This window comes from Streptomyces alboniger, assembly GCF_008704395.1.
GTDB lineage: Bacteria > Actinomycetota > Actinomycetes > Streptomycetales > Streptomycetaceae > Streptomyces > Streptomyces alboniger.
This window is the reverse complement of record NZ_CP023695.1, coordinates 573,633-586,753: the sequence shown is the minus strand read 5'-3', so window position 1 is coordinate 586,753 and position 13,121 is coordinate 573,633. Positions and strand designations below refer to the sequence as shown.

General features: G+C 68.9%; 11 protein-coding genes and 1 pseudogene. 6 read left to right on the top strand and 6 right to left on the bottom strand.

All coding sequences use genetic code 11. From position 1 onward, the window contains the following. Both CP975_RS02540 and CP975_RS02535 read left to right on the top strand, forming a co-directional pair. Positions 1-762 (top strand): SDR family NAD(P)-dependent oxidoreductase, encoded by a 762-nt coding sequence (locus CP975_RS02540; protein WP_055528805.1) that lies wholly within the window; start codon positions 1-3, stop codon positions 760-762. 62 nt (positions 763-824) lie between these two features. After that, positions 825-2,072: an MFS transporter gene (locus CP975_RS02535; protein WP_055528806.1), complete on the top strand. Its 1,248-nt coding sequence runs from the start codon at positions 825-827 to the stop codon at positions 2,070-2,072. Between the two features lie 119 nt (positions 2,073-2,191). On the opposite strand, the pseudogene CP975_RS02530 reads toward CP975_RS02535, so the two are convergent. Beyond that, positions 2,192-2,962 (bottom strand): annotated as a pseudogene (locus tag CP975_RS02530) (transposase). Positions 2,963-3,060: 98 nt separating this feature from the next. Here CP975_RS02530 and CP975_RS02525 point away from each other — a divergent pair. The 4 genes from CP975_RS02525 to CP975_RS02505 all read left to right on the top strand — a co-directional run bounded on the left by CP975_RS02525 (position 3,061) and on the right by CP975_RS02505 (position 7,654). Then, entirely contained in the window at positions 3,061-3,474 is a 414-nt protein-coding gene (locus tag CP975_RS02525) for a hypothetical protein (RefSeq protein ID WP_055528807.1), read from the top strand. Between the two features lie 407 nt (positions 3,475-3,881). Next, positions 3,882-4,397, top strand: coding sequence for a PGRP and LysM peptidoglycan-binding domain-containing protein (locus tag CP975_RS02520; RefSeq protein ID WP_150476522.1), 516 nt, complete (start codon positions 3,882-3,884; stop codon positions 4,395-4,397). 1,674 nt (positions 4,398-6,071) lie between these two features. Further along, positions 6,072-6,269 carry a helix-turn-helix transcriptional regulator gene (locus CP975_RS35645; protein ID WP_116152606.1) on the top strand — a complete coding sequence of 66 codons (198 nt, stop codon included), beginning with the start codon at positions 6,072-6,074 and terminating at the stop codon, positions 6,267-6,269. Continuing rightward, a complete protein-coding gene (locus CP975_RS02505) occupies positions 6,266-7,654 on the top strand; it encodes a tyrosine-type recombinase/integrase (protein ID WP_055528810.1) in 1,389 nt (462 codons plus the stop codon). The genes CP975_RS35645 and CP975_RS02505 overlap by 4 nt, the downstream gene beginning before the upstream one ends. A 163-nt stretch (positions 7,655-7,817) precedes the next feature. Here the strand turns inward: CP975_RS02505 and exaC are convergent, their stop codons facing one another. From exaC to CP975_RS02485, 5 genes are all read right to left on the bottom strand, one after another. Beyond that, a complete protein-coding gene (gene exaC / locus CP975_RS02500) occupies positions 7,818-9,341 on the bottom strand; it encodes an acetaldehyde dehydrogenase ExaC (protein ID WP_055528811.1) in 1,524 nt (507 codons plus the stop codon). A gap of 124 nt (positions 9,342-9,465) precedes the next feature. Next, positions 9,466-10,743 carry a helix-turn-helix domain-containing protein gene (locus CP975_RS02495; RefSeq protein ID WP_055528812.1) on the bottom strand — a complete coding sequence of 426 codons (1,278 nt, stop codon included), beginning with the start codon at positions 10,741-10,743 and terminating at the stop codon, positions 9,466-9,468. A gap of 118 nt (positions 10,744-10,861) precedes the next feature. Next, positions 10,862-11,458, bottom strand: a complete 597-nt coding sequence (locus CP975_RS02490; protein WP_055528813.1) for an N-acetylmuramoyl-L-alanine amidase — start codon at positions 11,456-11,458, stop codon at positions 10,862-10,864. Positions 11,459-11,524: 66 nt separating this feature from the next. Beyond that, positions 11,525-11,653, bottom strand: coding sequence for a hypothetical protein (locus CP975_RS36200; protein WP_281292816.1), 129 nt, complete (start codon positions 11,651-11,653; stop codon positions 11,525-11,527). Between the two features lie 259 nt (positions 11,654-11,912). Beyond that, complete coding sequence (locus tag CP975_RS02485) at positions 11,913-13,121, bottom strand: ROK family transcriptional regulator (RefSeq protein WP_055528814.1); 1,209 nt, start codon at positions 13,119-13,121, stop codon at positions 11,913-11,915.

The following is a 13,121-nucleotide window of genomic DNA, read 5'->3' as shown; positions in this document are numbered from 1 at the left end:
GTGAGCATCCTCGACCGCTTCCGGCTCGACGGCCGCGTCGCCGTGGTCACCGGCGCGTCCTCCGGCCTGGGCGTCGCCTTCGCCACCGCGCTGGCGCAGGCGGGCGCCGACGTGGTACTCGGCGCGCGCCGGGTCGAGAAGCTGGAGGAGGTGCGTGGGGCCGTCGAGAAGCTCGGCCGCCGGGCCGTCGCCGTACGTACCGACATCGCCCGCCCCGAGGACTGCCGAGCGCTGATCGACGCGACGGTGCGGGAGTTCGGGCGAGTGGACATCCTCGTCAACAACGCCGGGATCAGCGGCGAGCGGCACGCGACGGATGAGACGCCGGAGCAGTTCCGTGAGGTTGTCGACATCAACCTCAACGGCTCCTACTGGATGTCCCAGGCCGCCGGCGCGGTCATGCCTCCCGGCAGCGCCATTGTCAACGTCTCCAGCATCCTAGCGCTGGTCACGGGGGGCCTGCCGCAAGCCGCCTACTCGGCGTCCAAGGCCGGACTCCTCGGCCTCACCCGCGACCTCGCCCAGCAGTGGACCCCCACCAGGGGCATCCGCGTGAACGCCCTCGCGCCGGGCCTCTTCGGCTCCCCGATGACCGACGGATACACCGAGGGGTACGTCGACGAGATGCTGCCCCGCGTCCTCTCGGGCCGCATCGGGCAGCCCGAGGAACTCGCCGCGGCCCTGGTCTTCCTCGTCTCGGACGCGGCGTCCTACGTCACCGGCACCACCCTGATGGTCGACGGCGGCACGCACATCGCCTAGAACAAGCCCCAGCGGCGGGCAGCCCGCACCACCACAATCCACGAGCGCAAGGAGAGCGGACGATGACGTCGGAGCCGACCGCCGCCGACGCCAAGCAGCGCGAACCGTCGGGCGACACGCGCCTGCGCCGCCTCGTGGTGGGGCAGGGGCTGGCGGCCGTGGTCGACGCCCTGTTCCTGATCTGGCTCACGCTCTTCGTACTGAAGCTCTCGGAACCCGGGATGACCACGGGGTTCGTCCTGGTGGCGGTGGCACTGCCCCGGACGCTGCTGCTGCTCCCCGCCGGAGTACTGGTGGACCGCGTGGGTCCGGGCCGGGTCGCGGCCGTGGCCGCGTGGCTGCGAGTGGGCGTGCTGCTCGCCCTCACCGTGATCGTCGTCTCGACCTCGACCTCGACCTCGCCCTCGGTGACGACGGTCGCGATACTCGCCGGGCTGCTCGGCATCGCCGACGCCGCGTACTTCCCGGCGGCACTGGCGCTGCTGCCCGCGGTCGCGCCGGCCGCGAAACTGCCGCAGGTCAACGCACTGGTGCAGGGAGCGGAGTCGGGCGGCGACCTGATCGGCCCGGCGGTAGCCGCAGGCGTGATCGCGGCCGTCGGCTTCGAGGCGACGCTCGCCGGGATCACCGTTGTGGCGGCGTCGGCCGCTCTCGCCCTCGTTTCGCTGCGCCGCGTGGCGAAGGCGGCGGAGGCCGATCACGACGCCGAACCTCAGAGCAGCGCCCGCGCCCTCGCGGCGGGCCTGCGCCACGCCTGGAACGAACCGCTGGTGCGGGGGATGCTGGCGGCGGTCGCGGTGATCAACATCGCCGTGGTGGGCCCCGTGATCGTGGGCGGAGCGGTACTCGCTGACCAACGCCTGGGCGGTGCGGGCGCGTTGGGCATCGTGCTCTCCGGGTTCGGAGCGGGCGCGCTGACAGGCTCGCTGCTGGCCGGGTTGCTCCCGTCCGACCGGCGCGGCTGGATCGTCGTCGGCGGGGTCGCGGCGATCGGCGCGGGCACGGCCGGACTCGCCGCCGTCACCCATGTGATCGCCGCGACCGCGGTCGTCTCCCTCGCCGGCATCGGGTCCGGGTTCCTCGGCGTGGTCATCGTGGCCACCCTGCAGGAGAGCGTGCCCGAAGGGCTGCGCGGCCGGGTGCTGAGCCTCGTCGTCCTGGCCACGGTGGCCTTCGACCCGATCTCCTACGCCCTCGCCGGAGCCCTTCTCCCGTACGGCACGACGGTCCTGTTCCTGGCAAGCGGCGGCGCGGTCCTGGCCTGCGCCGCACTGATGGCCACGAGCCCGGCGATGCGTACGCTGCGCTGACCCGACCTCTTCTGTGGCTCCCCGCTGCCGGGCGAGCCTCGACCGTCTCCTAAGGGTTGTCCCGTAAATGATCTACGAGTCGACTGGGGCGTGCTCGACCCGTCGTGCGGACCGCTCGCCTATCCGGCGAGGGCGAGGTTGTGCATCCGGGCGATGCCGAGCATGGCGTGGTGGACGCCGTCGCCTTTGAGACGGCAATCGCGGAGGATCTTCCAGGTCTTCATGCGGGCAAAGACGTGCTCGACCCGGGCCCGGACCTGCTTGTGGGACTTGTTGTGCTCTTCCTTCCAGTCCGGCAGTTCGGTCTGGCCGCGCTGCCGGCGATGCGGGATGACGAGTCCGGTGCCCGGGTAGCCGCCGTCGGCGATCGTGACGGTGTTGCCGACGGCGGCCTTGGCGCCGGATTCCTACCATGCCTTGCAGTCGTTGCGGTTCCCGGCGAGTGGTCGGCCGACCACGACTACCAGGCGAGTGTCGGCGTCGATGACGACCTGGTGGTTGGTGGAGTACCGGTAGTTCTTCGACCGCTCGGCGATGGTGTGGTCCCGGGTGGGGACAAGGGTGCCGTCCACGATGAGCACGGTGTCCTTTGCGAACCGCTTCCGGGGTCGGAGCGCGAGCATCGGCCCGAGGTGGTCGATGATCCGGTCCGCCGCCGACTTCGACACCCCGAACAGCGGAGCGAGCTGCCGCATGGTCAGGTTCGTTCGCCAGTACGCCGCGACCAGTAGGGCCCGGTCTTTCAGCGAAAGACTCCACGGCCGGCCCCTGCGGACCGCGTCCGCACCCTCGCGCCGCAGAACCGTCACCAGCTTGCCGAACTGCCGCGGGCTCAGTCCGGTGAACGGGGCTATCCAGGACGGTTCCGACGCCGCGATCACACCAGCCACGGCGAGATCGTCTCATCTTGATCGCGCTGCGGGGCCGCCTGCCTCGGGCTGGAAACATCTCAGTCGCCTGGAGGATTCGGCATGAGAACCTCACACCCGTGGCTACGGAAACCGGGGCCGGAGAGCTGTTGCACCAGCGCGGCTGGCGGACGGCGTTCACGGTCGCTGAAAGGGTGAACGCGTGGGCCGTCCTGGTGAGCGCCATCGAGCGCGGCTACGGCGATCACATCTACGAGTACGCCAACGACCTCTTCTGCCGAAACTGGCTGCACGAGGCTTGGCTCCTACTGGACGACCACATCGTCCAGCTCTGGACCCCGCAGATCAGAACTCTTGATGAGCGGCACAAGGCCGCGACCGTTGACGACGACGGCATAGCACTCGACCAGTTCCACAGGGTCCCCGGCCCCGACCTGTGGTGGTGGCGGCGCCACCCCCGCATCCTCACCGGAGACCTCGGGCGTTCGCTTCGCTCAGCCGGCGCTATCGGCGCCGACCCGGACACAGCCTGACCCTCAGCCTCACGGGATATCGGGACAACTCATAGGCCCTGGAGCAGCCGGTCAATAGCAGCGCAACGGCGGCAACGGTGGCGGTGGCCGCCGCGGTGAGGCGCAGCGAACGGAGTCGGGTAGTGACGGGTGGACATGAGTGTGGCCTTCCAAGGGGGCAGAGGCTCCGTATCGTGCGCGTCTTCTACGGCTTGCGTCATACCTTCCGGGAGTGCCGGGGCCGGACCTGCGGCGAGAGGATGCGGGCGATGTGCTGCGCGGTGGGCGTCCCCAGCCTCTCGGACGGCGGCGTCGGGCGGATCGTGGAGTCGAAGGCATGAGCCGTGCCCCCGAGCCGGAACCGACCCGCCCCTGGCGCCCGCAGGACGGGCCGCAGCCCGAGATCTGGACGTGGCCAGGGGTTCACCATGAGTTGGCTGCGCGAGCGCGTGGCTGCCCGGCTGAAGTCGAAGCCGTCCAGTGGAGGTTCAGACAGTGGCTCGGCGGGGGGTTCGTCGGCGGGCTCGTCGACCTACGTGGTCAAGAGCGGCGACGCGCTGTCCGGGATCGGCAAGAAGCTCGGCGTCCGTTGGGAAGTCCTCGCCCAGGCCAGCAAGATCAAGAAGCCGTTCGTGATCAGGGCAGGGCAGAAGCTCACCGTTCCGGGGAAGGTGAGCGCCGGCTCCTACTCGGCTCCTCCGTTTCCGGAGGGTCTTGCTCCGGGCCGCTCGGCACCGTCTGCGCAGGGTCTCCAGAAGGCGCTGAAGGACGCTGGCTGGCTTGACCGGTCGGTGCCGCTGTCCGACGCCTACGGGCCGCAGACGCAGAAGGCCGTCGCCGCCTTCAACCGCAAGCACAACCTTTTCACCGCAGGTCACCCCGATGATCCGGTGATCGGCCGTCGGGGCTGGAGCCTCCTGCGCGAACTTGCCGACGGGAAATAGAACGTTGATCGACTTCATTCAGGCGCACAGCACCCGCCTCTACACGATCGCCGCCGCGGCGCTGGCCCCTCGTCGCCTTACTCCGTGGACGACCTGCCGACGGGACTCATCCTCGCCCGAGTCGCCGCGAGCCTCGGTACCGGTGAGGCTGTTCAGCGGGTGGAGGACCGCAGGTCGAGCTCTGCCACGGACCGCAGTTCGGCCACGACCACCCGGTCCGGCACGAACGTCATCCGCCCCCCCGTCAGCGTGCACGTACCGGATGTACGGGCCCTGCTGGTCCGGACCGAACGGGCGCCCCTGCCTACGCCATCCGGGGTGCCGGGCCCGAACGCGAAGAACACCGAGCCAACGCTGCCGCCTTGCAGAACTGGTCGATGACCAAGCTGCCGAGTACCTCTGGCGCATCGAGCCCGGCATATGACGCGGCGGTGACTGCCCCGCAGGCTGCTCCGACGCGGCCGTGACGAATCCGCTATCAATCCGGCACTCGCCGTCGGGCTTCAACAACGAAACCTCCGCCGTGATAAAGGTCAGCTGGCGGAGAGCGCTGGGCAAGCCGTCATCCACACGGTGGGGGTAGTTGCTCGACCGCGGTGCAGAGAGGCGGGTACAAGCCAGGCAGCGAAGACGCTGCCTGCGGTGTGCCCGGCGCGGATTCGCCCACGGCAGACGGGAAAGAGCCCCAAACGACTGGAACCTCCTCCGAGACCATGTCAACGTACAACGTCCCGGAAAACACCAGGTCAGCGACGTGATGCGGCTTCGGGGCGACCGGTATGCATGCCGGACGCCTTGGGAGCCCGTACTCCCGCTCTGCTCGGTCTTGCCGCCGAGACCTGTTCTAAGGAGGCCCCGTCTGTCGAATCCCGCTCTCCGATCTGCTCGCTTCACTGCCCCATCCTGTTGGCGCTCGGCGCCCTGAACGCGTAGCCCACGCAGGAGACAGAAGACCATGGCGCGCTCTCCACGGCGCTCTGTCTCTGCGTCTGCGCGGCCGCGCTCTTCGACCTGGTGCACCGGGGCTACCGTCGTGCTCGAGCGGTTGTCGCGCACATCGCAGTGCACCCCGGAGCCGCACCCTGACAAGTCGCCCGAGCCGTTGGCGCCCTCGAGCGTGTCGAGGCTCGTAGCCTCAGCCGACTCACCGAAGACGGGCTTCTGACGTTCGTCATGGACGGAGCGACCCCGCTCTCCGGTCCTACCGGCTGTCGCCCTAACGGAGATGACAGGGGGTGCCCACAGGCGATGCCCTTTTCGTGCTGCGCGATACATAGCAGGCGATCCCCGGTTAGCGAAACCGGGGATCGTGCAGAGCATTGATGGTGTTCGCACACGGCTGTGCTTGGCGGTGGAGCCGTGGCGGACGCAGTTGGCAGCGCCGCACGCATTCGCGAGGAGGTATAGGGCGCTGCTGCCGCCTGCTGCCCTATCAATGACCGCGTCTTCATGCCCATGGCTTTGGCTGGCTGCTTGCTACGCCAGGTCTCCCCCTGGCCGCTCGACTGTGCGCCGTGAGGCGTAACCCACACTGTGCCGATTCACGATGACCCGCTGCGTTTTATAGCCCACTCCACCATGGATGGTTCTCTCGGAAAGGGTGGTCTGTATTGCGTATCAATGCACGCCTGGATTTCCGGTATGAAGCCTTTATCGATACGAAGGTGAAATTGCATGGCTCGTCCTCCTGCGCTGAAGCTGGCCGAGGTGCTTGCGGAGATCCGCATGAGTCCGTCGGCGTTCTACCGCATGCGTGCCCGCGGGCAAGCCCCCCGCATGATCAAGCTACCCAATGGCGAACTCCGGTGCCGCCGCACAGATCTGGATGCCTGGTGGGACGCGTGCGAGAGAGATTCTGACACTTGGCGATGAGTTACAACGTCCGTTTCTGGGACATACGCGAGCGTCCTGACCGACGCAAGGCGTTTATGGTCCGGTGGACAGTCAACGGACGTGAAAAATCAGAGTCATTCATGACCGTCGGGCTCGCCGAGAGCAGGCACGCGAAGCTGATGACGGCGGCGCGCGAGGGCGAGCCTTTCGATGAATACACGGGGCTGCCGGCGTCCGAGCTGCGGGCCATCAAGCAGCGAACGACGTGGTACGACCTTGCCCACGAATACATCGACCAACGGTGGGACCGTACGCCCGGAAACACCCGTCGTACCCTGGCCGACGCATTCGCCACCATCACGCCTGCCCTGGTGCACCATGGCGCAATATATCCGGAGCCGCGGGTACTGCGGCGCGCCTTGTACTCGTGGGCGTTCAACAAAAACGCATGGACCCAAGAGCCGAGGGAGGAGTGGCGGAAGGCCCTGGACTGGCTGAAGCGAAACTCCTTGCCCGTCGGTGCTCTCGCGGAAGCCGACGTGCTGCGGCGGGCACTGGACAGCCTGTGTCGCAAGCTGGACGGCAAAGCGGCTGCAGCCAAGACGGTGCGGCGCAAGCGGGCTGCGTTGAGCGAAGTGCTCAGCACCGCAGTGGAGAAAGGCTACTTCGCGGAGAACCCTCTCAACGGGCTCAGGTGGAACGCTCCGGCGGTCAGCGAGGAGGTGGACCCGGCTGCCGTCCCCAATCTGGCCCAAGTCGCCCGGCTGCTCGCGGCAGTTGCTCAGCAGCGCGGGCGCGGCCCTCACCTGGAGGCGTTCTTCGGGTGCATGTACTACGCGGCCATGAGGCCGGGGGAGGTCATTCACCTGCGTCTCGAACAGTGCCATCTGCCCGAGACCGGGTGGGGGATGCTCAACCTGTCGGGCGGCGTCATCACCGCGGGCAAGGAGTGGACGGACGACGGCGCGGTGCACGAGGTGCACTCGCTCAAGCGCCGTGCGGCTACCGCGACCCGGCCGGTGCCTATCCCGCCGCAGTTCGTGCGCATCCTGCGCGCGCACATCAAACGGTTCGGCGTGGCGCCGGACGGTCGGGTGTTCCGGAACCAGGCCGGCAACTACGTGGACGCGTCTGCGTATGGCATTACGTGGGCGCGGGCACGAAAGTACGTCCTGACCCGCACGGAACTCGCCTCCGGTCTCGCCAAGCGGCCCTACGATCTCCGGCACGCCGGGATCTCGTTCTGGTTGTACTCCGGTGTGGACCCGGCCGAATGTGCTCGCCGCGCGGGCCAGAGCATCGAGGTCCTCTTCCGGCACTACGCCAAGTTCCTGGACGGCGTCCGGGAGCAAGCCAACCGGCTGATCGAGCAGTCGATGGAGGAGTGGGACCGCGTCAGCCTGGGCGGGGCGCCAACGGGGTGAGTGGGGGGTTTTGGTCCGTGACTGGTCCGGAAGTGCTGGTCAGAAGCGGGATAGCGGTGGGAGAAAATGGGAGGTACGGCATAAACCAGGCCCCGCTCTGAGCGGATCGGGTGAAAGGCGCCTGACGGGTAAAAGCCCAGGTCAGGCGCCTTTTTTCGTGCGGCTAGAAGAAGCCGAGCTTCTTCGGCGAGTACGACACGAGGAGATTCTTCGTCTGCTGGTAGTGCTCCAGCATCATCTTGTGCGTCTCGCGCCCAATGCCCGACTGCTTGTACCCGCCGAAGGCCGCGTGCGCCGGATACGCGTGGTAGCAGTTCGTCCAGACGCGTCCCGCCTGAATCGAACGCCCCGCCCGGTACGCGGTGTTGATGTCCCGCGTCCACACCCCGGCTCCCAAACCGTAGAGCGTGTCGTTCGCGATCTTGATGGCGTCGTCGAAGTCATTGAACGACGCGACCGAGACGACCGGGCCGAAGATCTCCTCCTGGAAGATCCGCATGCGGTTGTCGCCCTCGAATATCGTCGGCTGGACGTAGTAGCCGCCCGCCAACTCGCCGTCGTAATCGATCCGTTGGCCGCCCGTCAGGATCTTGGCTCCCTCCTGCTGGCCTATGTCCAGGTAGGAGAGGATCTTCTCCAACTGGTCGTTGGAGGCCTGCGCGCCGATCATGGTGTCGGTGTCGAGCGGATGCCCGGCCTTGATCTGCTCGGTGCGGGCGATCGCCGCTTCGAGGAACTCGCCGTAGTGCCCGCGCTGCACCAGCGCCCGCGACGGGCAGGTGCAGACCTCACCCTGGTTGAGGGCGAACATAGTGAAGCCCTCCAGCGCCTTGTCCCTGAAGTCGTCGTCGGCGGCCCACACGTCGTCGAAGAAGATGTTCGGCGATTTCCCGCCCAGCTCCAACGTCACCGGCTTGATGTTCTCGGAGGCGTACTGCATGATCAGCCGCCCCGTGGTGGTCTCCCCGGTGAAGGCGACCTTCGCGACGCGCGAACTGGAGGCCAGCGGCTTGCCCGCCTCGACGCCGAAACCGTTGACGATGTTGACCACGCCAGGCGGCAGCAGATCGGCGACCAGGCTCATCCAGTAATGGATGGAGGCCGGTGTCTGCTCGGCGGGCTTGAGGACCACCGCGTTGCCTGCCGCGAGCGCGGGGGCCAGTTTCCATGTCGCCATCAGGATCGGGAAGTTCCACGGAATGATCTGCGCGACGACACCGAGCGGCTCATGGAAGTGGTACGCGATGGTGTCCTCGTCGACCTCGCTCAACGACCCCTCCTGCGCCCGGATGACGCCCGCGAAGTAGCGGAAGTGATCGATGGCGAGCGGGATGTCGGCCGCCAGCGTCTCGCGGATGGGCTTGCCGTTCTCCCAGCTCTCGGCGACCGCGAGCTGTTCGAGATTGGCCTCCATCCGGTCGGCGATCTTCCGCAGGACATCCGCGCGCTCGGTGACGGAGGCCCGCCCCCAAGCGGGCGCCGCCGCGTGCGCCGCGTCGAGGGCACGCTCGACGTCCTCGGCGGTGCCCCGGGCGATTTCCGTGAACGACTGTCCATTGACCGGGCTGGGGTTCTCGAAGTACTGACCGCGGGCGGGAGCCACGTACTCGCCACCGATGAAGTGGTCGTAGCGCGACTGGTAGGAGACGATCGCACCCTTGGTGCCGGGTGCTGAGTATCGGGTCATCTTGGCTGGCCTCCCGGGGAAGACTGCCCGCCGTTGGGCAGCTCTCGCCCGGAGGCTAGGACCAAGGACGTTGCATCCACGTTGCGGTCCTTCCGTCGGTCGCCAGTGGGAATGATCGGGGCGGTCAGCGTGCCCGCTCGGGCCTCCGTACCGCCAAGGCCAGATCGGTGTCGAGTTCGCGCAGACGGGCCAGGACGGGAGGCGTCGGGCGCAGCGAGGCCAGTGCCCGCCACGCCACCAGGTCGTCCTCGGCCCATGGAGCGTGGACCCAGTCCGCCAGCAGATCGGGGTCGTTGCGATCGATGAGCGCCGCCCGCAACTGATCGGCGAGTCTGCGGCGGAGACGGATCAGAGCGGGTGCCTGCGACTGCGGCAGCAGCGGCCCGGCGTACGCGGCGGCGGCCGCCGCCACCGCGCCCGCTCCCAGACGCCGCTCGACCGTGTCGACATCGCACTCGACAGGCACGGCCAAGCGGTACGGACGCGACCGGAGCAGCTCCGCCCCGAGAATGCGCCGCAGCCGCGCCATCTCCGCCCGCAACGTCACCTGCGGCACCGACTCGTCCTCATACAGCGCGCACAGCAGCTCGTCGCCGCTCAACCCCTCGGGGTGGCGGGCGAGCAGCACGACGATCTCGCTGTGCCGACGACTGAGCCGCACCTTGCGCCCACCCGCCAGAAGCAGTGCCTCGTCCCGGCCCAGCGCCGACAGCTCAACCGTCCCATCGGGCGCTACTGGTGGTGCGAGGAGCGCCAGTTGGGACTCGGCCGCCCTCGCCACCGCCTGGACGAAGGCGAGACTGTGCGGGTGCGCGAGGCCGTCCCCACCGGTGATGTCAACCGCCCCGATCAACCTCCCCGTGCGCGGATCGTGCACGGGGGCCGCAGCACATGTCCACGGCTGCACGCGCCGCATAAAGTGCTCGGTGGCGAAGACCTGCACAGGCCGGTCCACGGCGACCGCCGTGCCCGGAGCGTTGGTCCCTACGGCGGACTCCGCCCACCGCGCCCCCGGCACGAAGTTCATCCGCCCCGCGTGCCGCCGCGCCACCGCGTGACCCTCGACCCACAGCAACCTTCCCTGCGCGTCACACACGGCGAGAAGATGCTCCCCATCCGCAGCGAAGGTGCCCATCAACTCGCGGAACAGCGGCATCACCCTCGCCAGCGGATGCTCCGCCCGGTACGCCCCCAAGTCGCCGTCGGTCAGCTCCACCGCAGCGCCGCTGCCCTCCGGACTGACGCGGGCCCTGGCAGACCTCCGCCACGATTCCGCCACGACGGAACGCACCGGACGGGCAACCGTCCCGGCGACGGTGAACCTCTCGTGCGCCCGGCGCAGCACCCGCACCCGCTCGGCGGGGTCGGCACCCGGCTCCAGCGCCACCCATGGATCGGACAACTCGGCCTCCCGGGACGGCGATGCGGTGGTGCCATCGTCGCCCCGCGAGCGGAAGCCGACAAGCGTGCCGCGAAGGGCGGAACTCGCCGTTCTCCTGCCTGGTGCGTCTCGGTCGCCGTCAGGCGAAGTTGACGAGCCGTATGTAGCGCGTCCAATCCCAGTACGGGCCGGGATCCGTGTGGTCCGAGCCGGGCACCTGGTGGTGACCGATGATGTGCTGGCGGTCCTTGGGGATGCCGTACTTCGAGCAGACGGCGGCGGTGAGCGCGGCGGACTGCTCGTACATCGCGTTGGTGAAGTACTGGGGTCTGTCGACCCACCCTTCGTGCTCGATGCCGATACTACGTGTGTTGTAGGTCCAATTGCCCGCATGCCACCCGACATTGCGGTCGCGTACGCACTGCGCGATGTGTCCGTCACGGGAACGCACCACGTAGTGGGCCGAGACCTTCTTCGCCGGATTCTGGAAGATGGCGAGCGTGTCCGCGTATGTCTCCTGGGTGACGTGGATGATCACGTAGTCGATGGGGTAGGTGCTGGGGCGGCTGGCGGCCGTGTAGTTGGACGTGCTGGCCGGCACCCACTCGGCCAGGGGGTAGTCGACTGCCAGAGCTTGGGCGCGCGCGTAGCCGGCGGGCAGAAGCGCCGCAGGTGCGGCGGCGGCCGCGCCCTGGAGCAGTCGGCGCCTGCTCGGGAAGCGTCTTGGTCGATCCATGACTGACCTGCCTCTCGGTGGGAGGAACGGGCTGGACGGGCGCTGCGGGTGGAAGGGCTGATACGGCTACCAGGACGTGCCGTGGGCTGGTCCGTGGGCGAGCTTGGCGGTTGTCTCGAGCAGCCGCGCGTGCAGTCCGCGGTGCGCCTCACGGGCGGGCAGCCACTCCTTGCGGAGCTTGGTCACCCCCGACACGCGAATCTCCTGATCCGCGAGGACGCCGCCGTCATCAGGGCCGACGGAGCCTCGCGTGAATTACGTTACGGCGCCTGCCGGTTGGGGTGGAAGGGCGAGACTCACATCTGTGTACGGCATCGCGATTGTGGATATCTCGGCCACCCGAACGGGTGGCTCTACGGCTGGTGACGCCCGTCGAGGAGGCTGTGCTGAGGCCGCGGCGGCCCTGCGGCTGCCTTCTTCGTCGCAAGCGGCCGGAGTGTTCACCTGCCCCGCCCTATCCCGCCGTGCAAACCCCCACCGGATCGTCCAGCACGGCCCGCGCAACCGAGTGCGCCGCGCCCAGCAAAGGCCCGTCGGGCCCGAGCCCGGACACCGTCACCCCGCAGGCCCGGCCTCCCATGCGCCCCATCAGCTCCTGCTCCAGCGAAGGGAGCAGCCACGGCGCGAGGCGGGCCAGCGCCCCGCCGAGCACCACCGCCTGTGGATCCAGCAGATTGACCGCCCCCGTGAGCGCGATGCCCATGGCAGCCCCCGCGCCGCCCAGCGCTCGCCGAACCGCCCTGTCACCTGCCGCGGCGCGCTCGGCGAGGAGCCCGACGTGGCCTTCGCCCGGCTCCAGCCCCGCTGCTCGAAGCACCGCTTCTTCTCCCGCGTACTGCTCAAGGCAGCCGCGCCCCCCGCACGGGCAACTCGGACCCTCGGGCCGCACCGGTACGTGCCCCAGTTCGCCTGCGAAACCGTGCGTCCCGCGCAGCAGCCGCCCTTCGACGACCAGCGCGGCGCCGATGCCGATCGCCGCCGAGACGTGGAGGAAGTCCTCCGGTGTGCCCTCGCCGAGCCACAGTTCGGCGAGCGCCCCGAAGTTGGCTTCGTTGTCCACCGTCAGCGGCAGCCCGGACGGGAGCAGCGGTTCCAGGTCGATGTCGTGCCAGCCGAGGTTGGGGGCGCGGACGACCGAACGCGTGTCCCTGGCGACCAGGCCCGGCACGGCCACCGCGAGACCTGCGGGGGACAGGCCCACCTGGCGGGCCTCGGCGCACGCTCGCTGCGCCAATGTGGCAACGTCCCGCAGCACCAGCTCGGGCGAGCGCCCGCGATTGCGGACGTGCTGGACGGCACGCGCGCGCACCTCGCCGCGCAGATCGACCGCGCAGACCGCGAGATGGTCGACGCCGACCTCCGCCCCGACGCCTACGGGGCCGCGTGAGCTGACCGCGAGAGCGGAGCCGGGGCGGCCCACTCGCCCGGGCCGCTCGGGGCCGAGTTCGTCCAAGAGTTCCGAGCGGATCAACTCGTCCACCAGCGTGGAGACGGCGGCTCGTGTCAACCCGATCCTGGTGGCCACGGCGGCGCGGGACAGCGGGCCGTGCGCGGCCACGGCGTGCATGACCCGGGAAAGGTTGCGGCGGCGCATCCCCTGTTGGGTGTCGGGCAGCTGGACGCTCGTCGTTCCCGGGCGTTTGTCGTGCAGCGGTGCGGTCAT